The sequence below is a fragment of the Mesorhizobium sp. M1217 genome, assembly GCF_040318275.1.
GTDB lineage: Bacteria > Pseudomonadota > Alphaproteobacteria > Rhizobiales > Rhizobiaceae > Mesorhizobium.
On the sequence record NZ_JAMYMA010000022.1, the window covers coordinates 64971 to 80837 of the forward strand.

Annotated in this window: 20 protein-coding genes; 15 read left to right on the plus strand and 5 right to left on the minus strand. The window is 63.4% G+C overall.

The genetic code is table 11. The features are described 5' to 3' along the window. Window positions 1-59: 59 nt before the first annotated feature. Both NKH37_RS28875 and NKH37_RS28880 read right to left on the minus strand, forming a co-directional pair. Complete coding sequence (locus tag NKH37_RS28875; RefSeq protein WP_353042032.1) at window positions 60-329, minus strand: hypothetical protein; 270 nt, start codon at window positions 327-329, stop codon at window positions 60-62. Between the two features lie 419 nt (window positions 330-748). Further along, entirely contained in the window at window positions 749-1135 is a 387-nt protein-coding gene (locus NKH37_RS28880) for a helix-turn-helix domain-containing protein (RefSeq protein WP_353042034.1), read from the minus strand. Window positions 1136-1208: 73 nt separating this feature from the next. Between NKH37_RS28880 and NKH37_RS28885 the strand changes: the two genes are divergently transcribed. From NKH37_RS28885 to NKH37_RS28910, 6 genes are all read left to right on the plus strand, one after another. After that, window positions 1209-1499, plus strand: coding sequence for a helix-turn-helix domain-containing protein (locus NKH37_RS28885; protein ID WP_353042036.1), 291 nt, complete (start codon window positions 1209-1211; stop codon window positions 1497-1499). Then, complete coding sequence (locus NKH37_RS28890) at window positions 1496-1693, plus strand: hypothetical protein (RefSeq protein ID WP_353042038.1); 198 nt, start codon at window positions 1496-1498, stop codon at window positions 1691-1693. The genes NKH37_RS28885 and NKH37_RS28890 overlap by 4 nt, the downstream gene beginning before the upstream one ends. 112 nt (window positions 1694-1805) lie before the next feature. Further along, on the plus strand, window positions 1806-2297 hold the full coding sequence (locus tag NKH37_RS28895) for a hypothetical protein (RefSeq protein WP_353042040.1): 492 nt from the start codon (window positions 1806-1808) through the stop codon (window positions 2295-2297). Then, window positions 2294-2800 (plus strand): GcrA family cell cycle regulator, encoded by a 507-nt coding sequence (locus NKH37_RS28900; protein WP_353042042.1) that lies wholly within the window; start codon window positions 2294-2296, stop codon window positions 2798-2800. Before NKH37_RS28895 ends, NKH37_RS28900 begins: the two co-directional genes overlap by 4 nt. After that, window positions 2797-3030, plus strand: coding sequence for a hypothetical protein (locus tag NKH37_RS28905; RefSeq protein ID WP_353042044.1), 234 nt, complete (start codon window positions 2797-2799; stop codon window positions 3028-3030). Before NKH37_RS28900 ends, NKH37_RS28905 begins: the two co-directional genes overlap by 4 nt. Then, window positions 3027-5741: a DNA methyltransferase gene (locus tag NKH37_RS28910; RefSeq protein ID WP_353042046.1), complete on the plus strand. Its 2715-nt coding sequence runs from the start codon at window positions 3027-3029 to the stop codon at window positions 5739-5741. The genes NKH37_RS28905 and NKH37_RS28910 overlap by 4 nt, the downstream gene beginning before the upstream one ends. A 26-nt stretch (window positions 5742-5767) precedes the next feature. Here NKH37_RS28910 and NKH37_RS28915 read toward each other — a convergent pair whose 3' ends face one another. Next, on the minus strand, window positions 5768-6205 hold the full coding sequence (locus NKH37_RS28915; RefSeq protein ID WP_353042048.1) for a type II toxin-antitoxin system HicB family antitoxin: 438 nt from the start codon (window positions 6203-6205) through the stop codon (window positions 5768-5770). A 66-nt stretch (window positions 6206-6271) separates the two neighbouring features. Further along, window positions 6272-6466, minus strand: coding sequence for a hypothetical protein (locus NKH37_RS28920; RefSeq protein ID WP_353042050.1), 195 nt, complete (start codon window positions 6464-6466; stop codon window positions 6272-6274). 98 nt (window positions 6467-6564) lie between these two features. Between NKH37_RS28920 and NKH37_RS28925 the strand changes: the two genes are divergently transcribed. Genes NKH37_RS28925 through NKH37_RS28945 form a run of 5 tightly spaced genes read left to right on the plus strand, consistent with a single transcriptional unit; the run spans window position 6565 to window position 9697 of the window. Next, window positions 6565-6825 (plus strand): hypothetical protein, encoded by a 261-nt coding sequence (locus tag NKH37_RS28925; protein ID WP_353042052.1) that lies wholly within the window; start codon window positions 6565-6567, stop codon window positions 6823-6825. Then, window positions 6818-7117, plus strand: coding sequence for a hypothetical protein (locus tag NKH37_RS28930; RefSeq protein ID WP_353042054.1), 300 nt, complete (start codon window positions 6818-6820; stop codon window positions 7115-7117). The genes NKH37_RS28925 and NKH37_RS28930 overlap by 8 nt, the downstream gene beginning before the upstream one ends. After that, window positions 7110-7403 (plus strand): hypothetical protein, encoded by a 294-nt coding sequence (locus NKH37_RS28935; RefSeq protein ID WP_353042056.1) that lies wholly within the window; start codon window positions 7110-7112, stop codon window positions 7401-7403. The genes NKH37_RS28930 and NKH37_RS28935 overlap by 8 nt, the downstream gene beginning before the upstream one ends. Next, window positions 7391-7639, plus strand: a complete 249-nt coding sequence (locus NKH37_RS28940; protein ID WP_353042058.1) for a hypothetical protein — start codon at window positions 7391-7393, stop codon at window positions 7637-7639. Before NKH37_RS28935 ends, NKH37_RS28940 begins: the two co-directional genes overlap by 13 nt. Next, the gene (locus tag NKH37_RS28945; RefSeq protein ID WP_353042060.1) at window positions 7640-9697 is read left to right on the plus strand and encodes a DNA cytosine methyltransferase; all 2058 of its coding nucleotides are present in this window, start codon (window positions 7640-7642) and stop codon (window positions 9695-9697) included. A gap of 5 nt (window positions 9698-9702) precedes the next feature. Here NKH37_RS28945 and NKH37_RS28950 read toward each other — a convergent pair whose 3' ends face one another. Beyond that, window positions 9703-10740, minus strand: coding sequence for a hypothetical protein (locus NKH37_RS28950; protein WP_353042062.1), 1038 nt, complete (start codon window positions 10738-10740; stop codon window positions 9703-9705). A gap of 68 nt (window positions 10741-10808) precedes the next feature. Between NKH37_RS28950 and NKH37_RS28955 the strand changes: the two genes are divergently transcribed. The 4 genes from NKH37_RS28955 (at window position 10809) to NKH37_RS28970 (ending at window position 15752) form a co-directional block, all read left to right on the plus strand. Beyond that, a complete protein-coding gene (locus tag NKH37_RS28955) occupies window positions 10809-12122 on the plus strand; it encodes a P4 alpha zinc-binding domain-containing protein (protein WP_353042064.1) in 1314 nt (437 codons plus the stop codon). A gap of 20 nt (window positions 12123-12142) precedes the next feature. Further along, on the plus strand, window positions 12143-13930 hold the full coding sequence (locus NKH37_RS28960) for a DNA primase family protein (protein ID WP_353042066.1): 1788 nt from the start codon (window positions 12143-12145) through the stop codon (window positions 13928-13930). Window positions 13931-14284: 354 nt separating this feature from the next. Continuing rightward, complete coding sequence (locus NKH37_RS28965) at window positions 14285-15121, plus strand: hypothetical protein (RefSeq protein WP_353042068.1); 837 nt, start codon at window positions 14285-14287, stop codon at window positions 15119-15121. 94 nt (window positions 15122-15215) lie between these two features. Next, on the plus strand, window positions 15216-15752 hold the full coding sequence (locus NKH37_RS28970; RefSeq protein WP_353042070.1) for a phage tail protein: 537 nt from the start codon (window positions 15216-15218) through the stop codon (window positions 15750-15752). The last annotated feature ends 115 nt before the right edge of the window (window positions 15753-15867 follow it).

Here is a 15867-nt window from a genome sequence, read left to right on the forward strand (position 1 = left end):
TCAAGCAGAAATGTGATAAACTCACACTGCACGAAGCGGGAGTGAGAATCAGCTAGAGCTTATGGAGCGCGTTTGCGCGGCTTGGCCGCAAGCACGGCCGCCAGTTCGCTGGCCAGCCTCACTGCCTTTGTGCGGTCTTCTTCATCGAGCGGTGCGAGGTAGGCGGCGATGATCTCGCCGAACTGCATGGCCAGATCTTCGCCGAAGGACCGCTCCAGCCTGTCATTGACCTCGCGGTTGAGGCTCTTGCGCCCCCGAACCTCTTCCAGCCTCGACTTGAGTTCTGGCGACAGGCGGACATGGAAACTGGGGCGTGGCGGTCGTGACATGCCCCGACTTATCGCCGAAAGGTCAAGCCTTCGAAATGGTTCCAGATTTAGCCGAAAACTGGTACTACTTTCCCCGCTATTCACAGGGCATGGTTACAGGTTGAAATATTCTGGTGATGAAACGGCAACGGTTGTGTACGTATCAAAATGGGACAACCGGACGGCTTGAAAAACTGATTTGACAAGGTCAGAGGAAATTGTTCCTATTTTCGCGCCGTTCGGTTTGGGAGAAGAGAGAAAGTGATCCAGTACGAATCGCGCGAAGCGGCGGGCGAGCAGGCGATGGCGAAGTTGCGGGCGATTGCGGAATCGCCGCAATCAAGGGCGGCGCTCATAGCCAAGCGGATCGACAGGGATACGCGATCGATCGCCGCCGCGATGCGGGAAATCCACGGCGGTCGCTGGCGCGTGCTGATCGATCACGATTCCGGGGTGGTTGCGGTTTCGCGGGATTTCTCGGCGCCGCTCGGCTCGCCAAGCGCGAATCTGGCATAGGTCAGCACGGCGGCCTGGACCTCCCGCGGCGCTGCCGCCAGACGCGTAAAAACCTCGCGCAACTCGTCGCTGCCATCGATATCATGCGGTAGACCTTCGCCGGTGATGAGCCAGGCCTCCCTGACCTTATAGGCGCGGGCATAGTCCTTGGCGGCGCGGGTGATGCCGGTCCTGCCGCTTTCGTGCTGGATATAGGTGTTGTAGTTAAAGCCGAAACGCTTCGCGGCGGCCTTCGCATTGTCGAAGCCGCGCATCTCGCGGGCCTGGCGTAGGCGCGCGGCCTGCTCGTCTATTCGGGTTACATCCGTCATGGCGTGACTTTTTCACATTTCCGCTGTGAGTTTCTACTTGACAGATCGATGTGACTTTCTCACACTATCCATCATGTTGGATCATTCGTTCGAACTAGAGACGGACAAAGCAGTCGATGTGGTCGCCCTGCGGGGCGCGCTCGGTTGGACGCAGCAGCAGCTCGCGGAGCATTGCGGCGTCGATCGTTCGACCGTCTCCACCTGGGAGACGCGGCCGCCGGCCAAGGGGCCGGCCCTGATCCTTCTGCGCCAGCTCCAGGCGTCGCTTTCCGATGCTGCTCGCCCCGGCGGCGTCGCGGCCGGTCCCGAAAAATTCCCCCAAGCCGGGACCGGCCACCCCCATTGCAGCGAGGCGGCCGAATGACCGCGCTCCGCTGCTCGCCTTCGCTGACCTTGCTGCCGCCGCCGGCAGAACCGGTGCGCCGGCTGCCGCCAAAAACGCTGCGGCTGTTGAAGCTGCTGTCCGCCTTTGCCCGCGAGCACCCTGCCGATCTTTTGGCGCGCCTGTTGCGCGACGAAGCGAGGCGGATGCTGCGCCTGCCGAGAGAACCGCCGTGAGGCTGTGAATGCGGGTTTTCATGCCCGTGAGTTGAACCCTTTCCGCTTCGTCCCGCCATGGGAAATGCAGCCCGCATTTCCCACGCCGGGAAAACTGTGCCCGGAGCCAGACATGGCCGAAATTTCCAGTCAGTGGTTTTACCGCCTCAAGGCAGCCCAGCGCGACCTGATCGAGCGCTGCGGCACGATCGAGCGCGCCGCTTCCATCGCCTCGCTGTCGAAGAGCGAGATGGGCCGCTTCAACAATGCCGGCGATCCCGAGCTGATGCCGCTTTCGGCGGTGCTTCTGCTCGAAGCCGAGTGCGGCACGCCCTTGGTCACCAGCGTCATGGCGGAACTGAACGGACGCCGTCTTGCGGATGCCGATGCGCCGGGTGCGGCCAACGCCACGATGATGGCGGCGCATGCCGATGTCGTCGTGCAGTTCGGCGAGCTGATCGCCGCCGCCGCCATGGCCTTTGCCGACGGCAGGCTGACCCCGGCCGAGCTTGCCGGCATCGACCGGGGCGCTTCGAAACTGGAAGTCGCGGTTGCCGAACTGCGCAAGGCGGCGGCTGCAGCGCGCGGCGCCGGCGGCCTCAGCATTGTTAGTGGTGCGGCATGAGCGACTGGTCCACCGAAGACCTGCAGGCGCTGCGCGATCTGGCTGGCCAAGGGCTTTCCGCCGCGCAGATTGCGGCTCGCCTGCCGGGTGATCGCAGCCGCAATGCCGTCATCGGAAAGCTCAAGCGCGGCAAGGGCAGGCTCGGCCAGTTGCTCGGCCAGCCGAAGAACCAGGCGATCGGGCGGGCGACGCCCAAGACTGAAACGCCGCCAAAGCGGAAGTATCGGCCGGTCCGTCGCACCGTCAACGCGCCGTCGATCGAAGCGCCGGTTGAGCGGCTGTTCAAGGCCGAGCCGGTCGCCGTCGCCAATCTGCCGGCGACGCTGCCGATGACTTTTCTCGACGCGGTGATGACGAACCGCTGCCTGCACTTTGCTTGCGACTGGTTCGCGCCGGGCGGTCCCGACATGCCGGTCTGCGGGGCCGAACGCGCGGACGTGCTGGAGACGCGTTACTGCCGGCGGCACCTGATCAGCGAGCGGCAGCCGAGGGTGGCGGCATGAGCACTGCGATGCTCGCTGCGCTCAAATGGCTGCGCAACCGCAATGGCGACGGTGTCTTCGACCGCAACCAGGTGCTGGTCGCGGGCGGCGATCGCGCGCCGGTCATGCGGGCCACCTGGAACAAGCTCGAGGCCCGCGGCCTGATCGAATTCTACCTTGATCGGCGGCGTGTGCGCGTCACCCAGGCTGGTTACCTCGCCGATCTTTCGCGTGTTGAGGAATCGGCATGACGGCGCATCCCGATTATGCCGAATTCCTGAAGGCCAAGGTGCGCCTGGCGCCGGCGCTCGGCTTCGATGTGGACCCGGCTTCGATCAATCCGCTGCTGAAGCCGATGACGCAGGCGATCGTGCCATGGGCCTGCCGCGGCGGCCGGCGCGCGCTGTTCCTGCGCTTCGGCCTGCACAAGACGTCGACGCAGCTCGAGGTGATCCGGCAATGCCTGGTGCATGCCGGCGGCCATGGGCTGATCGTCGTGCCGCTTGGCGTGCGCCATGAATTCTTCCTCGAGGTCGAAAAGCGCCATCCGAACATCCGGCTGAAGTTCATCAACCGGCCCGGGCAGATGGAAGCGCCGAACGAGATCGGCGCCGAGACCGTGCTGATCCACCTGACCAATTACGAGACGATCCGCGACGGCAAGCTCGACCCCTGCCTGTTCACCGCTGCCTCGCTCGACGAGGCTGCCGTGCTGCGCGGCTTCGGCGGCACCAAGACTTTCCGCGAGTTCATGGCGACCTTCGCCGGCGACGATCGTAAGACCGGCCGCAAGCACGCCGGCGTGCGCTATCGCTTCGTCGCCACCGCCGTGCCCGATCCGAACGAATATATCGAGCTGCTCGCCTATGCCGCCTTTCTCGGCGTCATGGATGTCGGCGAGGCCAAGACCCGGTTCTTCAAGCGCGACAGCGAGAAGGCCGATGCGCTCACCCTGCATCCGCACAAGGAGGAAGAGTTCTGGCTGTGGGTCGCGAGCTGGGCGCTGTTCGTCCAGAAGCCGTCAGACCTCGGCTATTCCGACGAAGGCTACGACCTGCCGCCGCTCGATATCCGCTGGCACGAAATCCCGTCCGACCATAGCGCCGCCGGCGAGGAGCGCGACGGGCAGGGCAGGCTGTTCGCCAATTCCGCGCATGGCGTGACCGAGGCCGCGCGCGAAAAGAAGCGCAGCCTTGACGCTCGCATCGCCAAGGTCATGGAAATCCGCGCCGAGGATCCTGGCGCGCATCGCATCCTGTGGCACGATCTGGAGGCCGAGCGGCACGCGCTGGAAAAAGCGATCCCGACCGTCAAATCGGTGTGGGGCAATCTCGATCCCGAGACCAAGGAAGAGCGCGTCGTCGGCTTCGCCAGGGGTGAAATCGCCGAGCTGGCGACCAAGCCGGTCATCAACGGCTCGGGCTGCAATTTCCAGGACTATTGCTACTGGGCGATCTACACCGGCATCGGCTTCAAGTTCCACGACTTCATCCAGTCGGTGTTCCGCATCCAGCGATTCGGTCAGATGTTCGGCGTCCGCCTCGACCTGATCTACACCGAGGCCGAGCGCGAGATGCGCGTCACGCTGGAACGGCGCTGGCGCCAGTTCGAGGAGCAGTCGGAAAAGATGGCGGAGATCATCCGCCGTTTCGGTCTGGCTGAGCAGGCGATCGAGGGCGCGCTGAAGCGCTCGATGGGTGTGACCAGGCGCGAGGTGCGCGGCGAGAACTACCTGGTCGTGCACAACGACACGGTCGAGGAAACCCGGTCGATGGCTGAAAACAGCGTCGACCTGATCGTCACCTCGATCCCGTTCTCGACGCAGTACGAGTACACCCCGTCGTTCAACGATTTCGGCCACACCGACGACGACGCGCATTTCTGGGCGCAGATGGACTTTTTGACGCCGGAGCTGCTGCGCGTGCTGAAGCCCGGCCGCGTCGCCTGCATCCATGTCAAAGACCGCATCGTGCCGGGCGGCATCAACGGCTACGGCTTCCAGACCATCAATCCCTTTTCTGACGATTGCGCGGCGCACTTCCGCAAGCACGGCTTCGCCTTGCTGTCGCGGGTGACGGTCGGCACCGATGTCGTGCGCGAGAACAACGGCTCCTATCGGCTCGGCTGGACCGAGCAATGCAAGGACGGCACGCGCATGGGCAACGGCATGCCCGAATATGTGCTGCGGCTTCGCAAGCCGCCGACCGACCGTTCCAACGGCTATGCCGACCATCCCGTGGTCAAGGAAAAGAACCTGTCCTTCGTCGACCCGACCGAGCAGCCCGACAAGGCGCTGCCGATCGGCTACAATGTCCGGCTGGTGCCGCACGACAAGAAGCTGCGGCCCGCACCAGGTGCCGGCTATTCGCGCGGCCGCTGGCAGGTCGATGCGCATGGAGTGTGGCGCTCCAGCGGCGACCGGCCGCTGCTGCCGGACGAGCTGCGCCGGCTGATCCATCTGCATCCCAAGCTGATCTATCGCGGCTGGAAGAAATGGTCGGAGGAAAACCCTTACGACCATGCCGTCCATGTCGAGTTCACCGAAGTGCTGGCGGCGGAAGGGCGGCTGCCGTCGAAATTCATGCTGGTGCCGCCGCATGTCGAGCATGACGAGATCTGGACCGACGTGGCGCGCATGCGCACGCTCAACATGCTGCAGCAGAGAAAGGGCCGCGAGATGCACCTCTGTCCGCTGCAGTTCGACATCGTCGAGCGCGAGATTGAGCAGCATTCGATGCCCGGCGAGACGGTGTTCGATCCGTTCGGCGGCATCATGACCGTGCCCTATTGCGCGCTGCGCATGGGCCGCAAGGCTGTGGCTGTCGAGCTCAATCCCGACTATTTCGCCGACGGCGTCACCTATGCCGAGATCGCCGCAGGCGGCGGGCAGGGGCCTGGGATGTTCGACCTGCTCGAGGCCGAGACTGTTGACATAGAAGCGGCGGACGAGGCGGCGGAATGATCGCTCACTCCGCCGCCCTTATAAGGTCAAGCCATGTCCATCACGGACACGACGACCTGTTTGCCGAGCACCGCCAGGGCCGCCTTCATCAGCGGCAGGCCGGTCGGATGGTCTGGGTCAAGAATGCGGCGCGCCTCGGTCTCGCCACGGCCAATGCGGCGGCCGAGTTCCGACTTGGACATGCCGCTCGCCTTGAAGGCCTCGATCACAGCCAGCTTCAAAGCCGTGTCCGGTTCGACAGCGACCGGCACCAGGCCTTTTTCCTTCGCGGATGGCTTCGGCAGCGGCCGATCCATCGCAAGTATCCCTCGCAAGGCAAGGCCAAGCGCTTCGGCAGCGTTTACGCGCGCCTCGGCCTCGTTGGCGCCGCCGGTAATGGCCTCCGGTACATCGGGAAAGGTGATCTGGAACCCTCCCTCCGGGTCGGCCTCCATTCGTGCAAAATAGCGATAGGGCTTGGACATTGGATTTTACTCTCGGTTCGATTTGGGTTGGTTTGTTTCGGTTTAACTGACCCAAGGAACTGGGGATCAGTCGATCCCCAGCTGCTTCCTTATGGTCCGAACTCGCAGGTTGGTAAGCTCACCGGATTGGATCGTTGTGATCTTGTCCCCGAACTTGATTCTGTAGTGCGAACCCTTCCCTTTGTCGGTGAAGACTTCGAAATCCCTGCCCATCTGTCTGGCGAGGGCACGAAGCTCCCGAATGAAGGCATCGCGTTTCATTCCCAAACTCCTTTCTGCAGGATCAATCTCGCACATTCATGTGCGAATAGCAAGGAAAGTTCGCACATACATGTGCGAAATCGTGGCGAGGTGCGGCTATGAACCTCGCGCCGATCGTCACCGACGCCTTCGATCCCAGCCATGTCGATTTCAACGTGTTCGCCATGTTCCTCGAGGCGCGCCGCGTCCACCGCGGCAAGACGCAGCGGCGCGTCGCCAAAGAGGCCGAGGTCGAGCTTGACGCCGTGCTGCGCGCCGCCCGCGGGCGCAACCCCGGCAGCTACGCATTCTTCGCGCTGTGCGACTGGATCGGCGAGGAGCCGGCGCTCTTCCTGAAGCGGGAGTTCCGGCATGGCTAGGTTAGCTGCCTACGACTATCGCGGGCTGGGCAGGCTGCTGCGCGCCCGGCTGGAGGATGACGGGCGCGGCTGGCGCGTCTGCGCCGCCGAAATCGGCGTCTGCGCGTCGGACCTGTCGCGCATCTGCAACGGCCAGAGCGTGTCGGCGCCCAAGGCTATCGCCGTCTGCGACTGGCTGAAGCTCTCCTTCCGCGCCTTTTACGACCCGCCGCAAACCGCCGATCCGGAGCGTGAAACACCGGATGTGTTTCACGGGAAGAGCACTGAAACAGAGGGGCGGGCCGATGGCTGATGATCCCAAGCGCTACGTCTATTGGCTGCAGATGGTCAATGGGTTCGGCCCGACATCCCGTTCCTTCGCCGTCGTGTTCGAATGCGAGCACCCGACCATTGCCGATATCGAACGCGAGCTGCGTCACAACGGTGTCGTCGCCGGCTCGAAGCTCGACACGATCGACGATGGCAAAGGCGGCAGGCTGATCCGCAGGCGCGACGGCTTCATGGTCGGCGTCGCCGGCCTCTGCACCATCCAGACCTATCACAAACCATGCTGGGAGCCCGACGAATGGCCGCTATGACCAAAGTGCCGCAACCCGGCTTCGGTAAGCCAGGCAGCATCGATCCGAAAGGCCTCATGAAGCTGCCGCTCGCCATGCAGGCGGAGGGCATCCGGCTGCTGTACGAGATGGGGCTTAGCCCGAACCAGGTGAAGGCGCGGCTCGGCCTGTCCGGCGGCACGATCGACCAGATCCTGGACAAGGCGCGCCCGTTCACGCGCGGCGGTGACGTCAACGTCGTCGCGGAGGGCATGTGAATGCTACTCGACTTCGAGGCGCCGCTTGCCCAGATCGACTATCCGCCCTTGATCCTCGACAGCTTTGCCGGTGGCGGAGGTGCTTCGACCGGCATCGAGATGGCGCTGGGCCGTTCGCCCGACATCGCCATCAACCACAATCCGGCGGCACTCGCGCTGCATGCGGCGAACCATCCCGAGACGCTGCACCTGTCGGAAAACGTCTACAAGGTCGACCCGCTCGACCATGTCGCCGGCAAGCATATCGGGCTCGGCTGGTTTTCGCCCGATTGCAAGCACTTCTCGAAGGCTAAGGGCGGCAAGCCGGTCGAGCGCAACATCCGCGATCTCGCCTGGATCATTCCGGGCTGGGTCGAACGCATTCAGGAAAGCGGCGGCAGCATCGATGTCGTCATCCTGGAGAATGTCGAGGAATTTCAGGATTGGGGACCGCTGCTCGATACCGAGCGCGGCCTCATGCCCGATCCCGAAGCGCGCGGGCTGACCTTCCAGAAGTGGTGTCGTGCTCTCCGGCGGCTTGGCGGACGGATCGAGCATCGCGAGCTCCGCGCCTGCGATTTCGGCGCGCCGACCATCCGCAAGCGGCTGTTCGTCATCGTCCGCTTCGACGGGCAAAAGATCGTCTGGCCGAAGCCGACGCATGGCAAGCCGGACGATCCGGACGTCATTGCCGGCCGCAAGCTGCCGTGGCGGACGGCTGCGGAAATCATCGACTGGTCGCTGCCATGCCCGTCGATCTTCGGCACGTCGGCGGAGATCATGGACAAGCTCGGGCTGCGCGCCGTGCGGCCGCTCGCCGATGCGACCATGAGCCGGGTGGCGCGTGGCGTCGACCGCTATGTGCTGAAGGCGAAGAAGCCGTTTCTGGTCAACCTGACGCATGGCGTGCGGCTGGAAACGGTCGACGATCCCTTCAACACCATCACCGGGGCGCACCGCGGCGAAAAGGCGGTGGTCGCGCCATCGGTCATCCGCTTCAACACCGGCGCCACCGGCCACGATGCGCGCGAGCCGCTGGCAACGGTGACCGCCAACAGCTTCAAGAAGCGCCCAGGCGGAGCCGCGCCGCTCGGCGTCGTCGCGCCGGTGCTGACCTATGGCCAGCAAGGCGGCGCGAACCGCAGCGTCGAGGATCCGGCGCATACGATCACCGCGAGCAAGAAAGACCAGAATGCGGTGATCGCGCCGACGCTGATCCAGATGGGTTATGGCGAACGTGAGGGCCAAGCGCCGCGCGCGCTCGACATCGGCGCGCCGATGGGCACCGTCGTCGCCGGCGGCGTCAAGCATGCCTTGGCGGTGCCGACCTTGATCGGTTGCGGCGGCCGGGCCGGACAGAGCAGGCCACGCGGCGGCGACGAGCCGATGGCGACGCAGACGGCCAAGGCCGACGTCTGCGTCACGGCGGCTTTCCTTGCCCAGAACAATTACCAGGAACCCGGCCACGACGCGCGCGAGCCGCTGTCGACCATCGTCCAGAAGGGCAGCACGCAAAGTGTCGTCGCCGCTTCGTTGATGAACATGAAGGGCAGCGACCGTCGCGACAGTGAGGTCGTTGCGCCGCACCCTACGATCCTGGCGGGCGGTGGCCACTCGGCATTGATCGCGCCATTCATGCAGAAATATTACGGCACCGGCGACGGTGCACGGGTCGATGATCCCTGCCATTCCGTGACGACCAAGGACCGCTTCGGCTTTGTCGAAGGCGAGATCGGCTGGCCGCCTTTCACGGAAGCGCAGGCGGCGAGGGCGCGTCAGGTCGCCGACTTCATGCGTGCGCACGGTTTCTGGGACGAGCGCGAGTTCGTCACAGTAGATATCGCTGGCGAAACCTTCACCATCGTCGACATCGGCATGCGCATGCTGACGCCGCGCGAGCTGTTCTCGGCGCAAGGCTTTCCGCCCGACTACATCATCGACCTCGATTTCAACGGCAAGCCGCTGCCAAAGAGCGACCAGATCGCCTGCTGCGGCAACAGCGTGTCGCCGCCGATGGCGGCGGCGCTGGTCGCTGCGAACTGCAGTCACCTGATGCGCTACCAGGAGGCGGCGGAGTGAGAACTTTACGCAATATCGTCGATCGTTCCTATCTCGGCAAATTCGAGCAGCACTTCGTTCCATTTAACGGTTGGGCCCGTATTGCCAACGGCAACGGGTGGCGTGCCGGAAAGGAAGAAGTTCTTCCCTTTCCGCAAATCAGGCATCCCCTGATCGAATACGATGCTGGCGCCGGAGAAATTACAGTCGCTAACGTCCAAGCCGTCGAGTTCAGAGGTACGAATTCGCCCGAAGGTGCAGCCGCCAAATCTGCATTTGTTGAACGACATGGCATAGAAATTGTCAAAAATGCATTCTCCGAAACGCACATGGGAAAAATTGGCGTCCCCGATATTGTCCCTGATTATTCGCTGCTCATCCATGTTCCCGCCAATATAGCTGACAGTGAATATGCCTTCGACGATACGCCAGTTCGTCTCATATTCATCATGACGCATGGCGATTTCATCATTCATTTCAAAATAGAGGCGATCGTCAATGAAGGTTCTCTCTTTGGCAAAGCCGGCATTGATACCGCTGATCGCTTGTTTGATCAGCCTGCCACCGTGAGCTTCGCTCCCATTGGCCCTTACGAAATCGATGAGAAGTTTTCTCGCTGGATCGGTAAACTTGTCGCTGCCTGCGATGGCTACGGCTTCAAGGGTGGCTATTCCCGCCGATCGCTTCGCAGAATTCTCATCTGCCAAGAGTTCCGCACCCTTTTGCAGCAGTGTCGCGAGGCTGGTCTCTTCGGCCAAAGCAATCTGCTTGGTAAGACCATCCAATTGTTGAAGGCTAGTGTTTGCCTGTCTGGCAGAAATAAGACCGCGCCAAACTACAGTAAAGAAGGTGATCGCCGCGACAGCAAGGAGGCCCAGCGGCGAGACGGTTTGCACCCTTTGAAGGCGATCTGCGGCGGAGGCGACAGACATAATCCACCACACCAGAAATCCACCGACGACAGCGATGATGACGGCCCCTGCTATAGCCAGGCCAAGCCAGTTCTCTTCTTGCTCCCAGGCCTGCTTGCGCAGGTTATTCGCAGACTTCTCGTGACTGGACATATTGATCTCTCCCCTCGGCCGATTCGTATTGGTTCGCCTCTTCTCCCGCAAGCTACGCCAGCGTTGACATGAGCGAAGCCATAAAACTCTTCGTCGAAGATGCGCGCGCGGTGTCGATCGAGGCCGCGGCCAAGATCCTCAACCTCAAGTTCAAGCGCTCCGGCGTCGAGCATCCGCAGCCATGCCCGCACTGCGGCGGCACCGACACCTTTGCCTTCAACACCGGCAAGGAAAAATGGAACTGCCGCGCCGGGGGCATCGGCGGCAACGATGCTATCGGCATGGTCGCGCATTGCGAAGGGCTGGACGTCAAGAGCCGCGAAGGCCTCCTCGAGGCCTGTTCGATCGTGCTCGGCCGTGACATTCCTGACGAGGGCGAGCGCGAAAGCGACGAGGATCGCCAAGCGCGCAAGAAGCGGCTGGAAGAGCGCCGGCTGCAGAACGAGGCAGACGCGGCCGCGCGCGCGGCCAGCCAGGACGAGTTTCGCGAGAAGGAACGCGCCAAGGCGCGCGGCATCATCAAGACGGCGACGGGGCTTAGAACATCAGTTGACCCGCGCGGCCGCCACTACCTGGAATATCGCTGCAACGGCTTTCCCGACGCCTCCTGGCTGCGCTTCGGCGCCAGCGTGCCCTATTGGCACGGCCAGGACGAGCGCGGCGCCCCGCTGGAGCTGTTCTCCGGCCCGGCGATCGTCGCGCCCTTCATTGGCCCCGACCTGGTCGAGATCGGCTGCCACATCACCTGGATCGACCTGCGGCAGCCGCCGAAGTACCGGCCGCTGCTTTACGGCCTCACCAAGAAAGGCCTCGCATGCGGCCTGCTCGATTGGGCATTCAGTGACGCTCCTCCTTTAGCCATCGATCTTGCCGACGGTCTCTATGAGCAGTTGCCGGCCAAGAAGATGCGCGGCTCGAAGAAGGGCGGCCTGATCCCGATCGCCGGCCATCCGGACTGCAGCCGCTGGGTCGGCGGCGAAGGCATCGAGAACGGCGTCGCCTTCGGTGTATGGGAAGGTTTTCGCGCCGACACGTTCTATTTTGCCGCCGGCGATCTCGGCAATCTGACGGGCCCGGCCGAGCCGTCATCGCGCTTCGCGCATCCGATGCTGAAGAAACCCGACGCAAAGGGCGTTCTGCGCGCCTTGATGGTGCAAGGGCCGAAACCGAAACGCGACCAGGGCGCCGACGATGCCATGTGGGTTGCCGATCACGTCGACGAGCTGGTGCTGCTTGCCGACGGCGATTCCGAGCCGGTGATGACGGCGGCCGCTATGGCCCGGGCGCGAGCCCGACATGCGCGGCCTGGACGGCTGATCCCGATCGTCTGGCCGCGCGCCGGATATGACTTTTCACGCATGGCAGTCGAGACGGGGGAATAGTGGGCAAGAAAAAGACTGGCATGCCTGAAGAGGTGGCCGCCCTTCTCGAGGAAGCTGCGCGCCAGGCGGCGGCTGCCGGCCTGCCCCGCACCCCGCTCGATCTCGATGCAGGTGTCGCCGAACTGGAGGATGGCGAGCCGGGTACTGCCCCGCGCCAAGGCAGCAAGGTCGATCTCGAAGTGGTCAAGGCCTGTGCCGGCCTCGATCACTCTGATACCGACAATGCCGAGCGGCTGCTCGCCCATTTCGGCGAGGATCTCTTGGTGCGGGCCCAGTCCAAGGCGCGCAAGGCCGCCTATGCGGTGTGGACGGGCACGCATTGGGATATCGATACCGGCGAGCCGCGGGCGCTGGCGGTGGCGCAGAATGTCGGAGGCCGCATTGCGCTGGAGGTAGACTATATCGATCACACGCCGGCGGAGAAGCACGCGATCGAGCGCGGCGCCGAGGCGCTGAAGATCGCCGAGGAGGAGCGCACGCCGGTGCAGCGCAAGCTCGCCAAGCTGGCCGCGACCGCCAACGCCAACCTCGCCAAGCGCGTCAGCCGGCGCATGAACCATGCCGTTTCCTCGAAAAACAAGGGCCGCCTCGAGGCGATGCTCGCCTGTGCCGCGCCGCACATCCAGCGCGGGCCCGACGAATTCAACGCCGATCCGCTGAAGGTGGCGCTTGCCGGCCACACGCTGTGTTTCCGGCGCACCATGAAGCGCGTCCGCAATCCTGCCTTCGACGATCCCGACGACGATCGCGAGGAGCTGCCAGAGTTCATCCATGTTGCCGATGCCGAGCTCAAGGTGGTCGAAGGCCATCGGCGGCAGGATATGATCACGCAGCGCGTTCCGGTGCCCTATGACCCAAAGGCGAAATGCCCGCGCTGGGATGAATTCCTGCGCGACAAGCTGCCGCTCGACGAAGTGCGCCGCATGGTCCAGGTCGCCTCGGGCCTCGGCCTGGTCGGCGTCACCGTGCAAAAACTGTTCTTCCACTATGGCAAGGGCGCCAACGGCAAGTCGGTCTATATGGAAACGCTGTGCCGGCTGCTCGGCGAGGTCGCGGTCACGCTGCCATCGGAATCGTTCATCGGCGAAGGTAAGGCGGGCGGTGCCGCCAATCCCGACATGGCGCGGCTCTATGGCCGGCGCTTCCTGCGCGTCAAGGAACTGCCGGAGGGCGAGGATCTCCGGGAGAACCTGGTCAAGGACCTGACCGGCGGCGAGCACTTCACCGTGCGCGACCTGTTCGAGGGCTATTTCGACTTCAAGCCGGTGTTCACCGGCCATATGTCGGGCAACGGCTATCCCAAGATCACCGGCACCGACAACGGCATCTGGCGGCGCATGGCCGTCATCCACTGGTCGAAGATCATCGCCGAGGCCGACCAGCGCGAGTTCGAGGAAGTGGTGGCCGAGTTCGTGCCCGAATATCCGGGCATTCTCAACTGGCTGATCGAAGGGGTGATGATCTTCCTGCGCGAAGGCCTGGTCATCCCGGACGCGGTGCGGCTGAAGACGCAGGAATACCGCGACGAGATGGACCGCACCTCGGCCTTCTGCGCCCGCTGCGTCGTGCCCGACGGCGCGGCCGAGCTGACCGCCAAGGAGTTCTATCAGGCCTATGTCGACTTCACCGTCGACGAGGGCGGCAAGCCGATCTCGCTGACCGCCTTCGGCCTGATCATGAAGAAGAAATACGACCGCATCGACGGCCGCATCGTCGTCTACCGCGGCGTCAGGCTGGTCGACGTGCCGGCCTCCAGACAGGGCAACCTTGGCTCCGGCTCCAGCGATTTCGAGGGCCATTTGCGATGATCCCCGCAACCCCTTTGAGACGTGTTGAGCGTGTCCGCAAACCCATGCGCGCCTTGAAATCATTACGTTTTAAGCCGCGACAGTTGCGATAGTCCGCGACACTTAGCGACAGTCTAGCCAGCGAGAATAGGTCAATGAAAACAAACGCTTGCACCAGTTTGCACCAGTTTTCCGCCGCCTATAGAGGTGGGGAAGGGGAGCGGGGAAACGAATTTCTCGCGTCTATGGGCAGCAATAACTGTCGCAACTCCCGCACCATCCACACAACGAATTGAAATCCCTCAATAAACTACCCTCTGCAACTATCGCTAAACTATCGCAAAACTCTCGAAAACTGTCGCAAGGGATAAGAAGATGAAAACCGTGACCATTGAGGAATTGCTGACCTGGGCCTTTGTCCATGAATTGCCGAAAGGTGGCGGGGTCGACGGGCTGGACAACGCCAATTCGGCATGGCGGATGCTGGAGGCCTCGTCATGGGGCAAGATCACCAGCTTTGCCGAGCTGGGCGCGATCATCGACCGGGGCAGGGGCGATACCGAGAATTACTGGATCGAGCAGGGCGAGCCGCATGACGATGCGGTGGCGGTCGGGCGCGCGGTGGCCGGCCTGTCGCGCTGCGACGTGGCGGTGCCGGCAGGCTGGAACTGCCTGGCCGACTGGCCGGACACCGAAGGCATGGCCGAGGCGGCCGTCGGCAAGGCCGTTGAGCGCTACATGATCAGAACGACGCAGCGTCGCGCCGCCGGCATCATCAGCCTCGTCGTTGGCACCGCCATCCTCGGCCGCGAGCCGGACTTTGTCGCGGAGCCGTCCAAGGTCCGGATGATCGAGCGCGGCGGCAAGCCCGCCTGGTTCGTGACCAAGCGGGTAACCGACATCAATGGCCAGACATACGATCTCGAGGTCCACGGCTATGATGAGCGCAAGCAAAGGCCGGTGAAGGGTGCCTATCGCAAATTCGAGTTCTCGACCGATCCGACCGGTGACATCCTCGGCCGGCTCGACTACCAGATCTGGGTCGCCGCGCTGCGCCGCCTCGAGGCCGAGATCGCGCTGCAGCTGACCGGGCACAGGCTGGTGTTCTCGAACCGCTCGATGACGCCGTGGCTGGATGCAGATCGACCGGGTGTAGCCATCGTCGAAAGGGCGGCAGAACGGCCCGCGAAAAAAACTGCTGCTGTCTGTTGACGTGCGGGAGAAACTTGACATACATCTGAACACGGTAAAAAAGAAATCACCCCGGCGCCACAAGCGACCGGGGTTTTTCATTGGGAAAAGCCACGTGACCGTCGAGCTTCATGTCGATGCGTCCGACTTTGCGGATCTTGGACGCGCCATTGCGCGCCTGCCCGAGCAGATCAAGGCCAAGGCCGCTGCTCGCGCCATGCGCCGCGTCACCGAAATGGCGCGCAGCCGCATCATCAAGCGCGATGCCGAGCGCATCGACATCCCGCCATCGCGGGTCAGGGCGGTGACCACGGCGCAGTTCAATGCCGGCGGCAACACGTCGGATGTGATCGTCCGCTCTGGATGGATACCGCTCTATAAGCTCGGCGCGACCCAGACGGCCACCGGCGTGCGCGTGCGATTGAGAGGATCATATCGCTCCGCCTTCATCGCCGGCATGAAGAGTGGACATGAGGGCGTGTTCAAACGGCAGGGCAAGGCAAGGCTGCCCATCCGCGAGCTGTTCGGGCCGAACCCGGCCCACGACATCACCAACAACCCGGAGGTCTACCTCCAAGTGCTGACCGAGATCATCGAACAGAACCTGATGCCTCGGTACCTGCATGAGGTCGATCGCCTCTTGCCCCGCTGACCCCACCCCGGTGTAGGGACCGTACCAGCGTCTCCGACCCATACGGGCCCGGGGGAGCCCGGGATTTTTCTAGTAGGCGCGTCGGAAAGCGGTACACGCAAGAACGTGTGATGCA

What these genes read in the sequence shown, in the direction of transcription:
- NKH37_RS28875 (WP_353042032.1), bottom strand. Translation starts at nt 329, where the DNA reads ATGTCACGACCGCCACGCCCCAGTTTCCATGTCCGCCTGTCGCCAGAA.
- NKH37_RS28880 (WP_353042034.1), bottom strand. Translation starts at nt 1,135, where the DNA reads ATGACGGATGTAACCCGAATAGACGAGCAGGCCGCGCGCCTACGCCAG.
- NKH37_RS28885 (WP_353042036.1), top strand. Translation starts at nt 1,209, where the DNA reads ATGTTGGATCATTCGTTCGAACTAGAGACGGACAAAGCAGTCGATGTG.
- NKH37_RS28890 (WP_353042038.1), top strand. Translation starts at nt 1,496, where the DNA reads ATGACCGCGCTCCGCTGCTCGCCTTCGCTGACCTTGCTGCCGCCGCCG.
- NKH37_RS28895 (WP_353042040.1), top strand. Translation starts at nt 1,806, where the DNA reads ATGGCCGAAATTTCCAGTCAGTGGTTTTACCGCCTCAAGGCAGCCCAG.
- NKH37_RS28900 (WP_353042042.1), top strand. Translation starts at nt 2,294, where the DNA reads ATGAGCGACTGGTCCACCGAAGACCTGCAGGCGCTGCGCGATCTGGCT.
- NKH37_RS28905 (WP_353042044.1), top strand. Translation starts at nt 2,797, where the DNA reads ATGAGCACTGCGATGCTCGCTGCGCTCAAATGGCTGCGCAACCGCAAT.
- NKH37_RS28910 (WP_353042046.1), top strand. Translation starts at nt 3,027, where the DNA reads ATGACGGCGCATCCCGATTATGCCGAATTCCTGAAGGCCAAGGTGCGC.
- NKH37_RS28915 (WP_353042048.1), bottom strand. Translation starts at nt 6,205, where the DNA reads ATGTCCAAGCCCTATCGCTATTTTGCACGAATGGAGGCCGACCCGGAG.
- NKH37_RS28920 (WP_353042050.1), bottom strand. Translation starts at nt 6,466, where the DNA reads ATGAAACGCGATGCCTTCATTCGGGAGCTTCGTGCCCTCGCCAGACAG.
- NKH37_RS28925 (WP_353042052.1), top strand. Translation starts at nt 6,565, where the DNA reads ATGAACCTCGCGCCGATCGTCACCGACGCCTTCGATCCCAGCCATGTC.
- NKH37_RS28930 (WP_353042054.1), top strand. Translation starts at nt 6,818, where the DNA reads ATGGCTAGGTTAGCTGCCTACGACTATCGCGGGCTGGGCAGGCTGCTG.
- NKH37_RS28935 (WP_353042056.1), top strand. Translation starts at nt 7,110, where the DNA reads ATGGCTGATGATCCCAAGCGCTACGTCTATTGGCTGCAGATGGTCAAT.
- NKH37_RS28940 (WP_353042058.1), top strand. Translation starts at nt 7,391, where the DNA reads ATGGCCGCTATGACCAAAGTGCCGCAACCCGGCTTCGGTAAGCCAGGC.
- NKH37_RS28945 (WP_353042060.1), top strand. Translation starts at nt 7,640, where the DNA reads ATGCTACTCGACTTCGAGGCGCCGCTTGCCCAGATCGACTATCCGCCC.
- NKH37_RS28950 (WP_353042062.1), bottom strand. Translation starts at nt 10,740, where the DNA reads ATGTCCAGTCACGAGAAGTCTGCGAATAACCTGCGCAAGCAGGCCTGG.
- NKH37_RS28955 (WP_353042064.1), top strand. Translation starts at nt 10,809, where the DNA reads ATGAGCGAAGCCATAAAACTCTTCGTCGAAGATGCGCGCGCGGTGTCG.
- NKH37_RS28960 (WP_353042066.1), top strand. Translation starts at nt 12,143, where the DNA reads ATGCCTGAAGAGGTGGCCGCCCTTCTCGAGGAAGCTGCGCGCCAGGCG.
- NKH37_RS28965 (WP_353042068.1), top strand. Translation starts at nt 14,285, where the DNA reads ATGAAAACCGTGACCATTGAGGAATTGCTGACCTGGGCCTTTGTCCAT.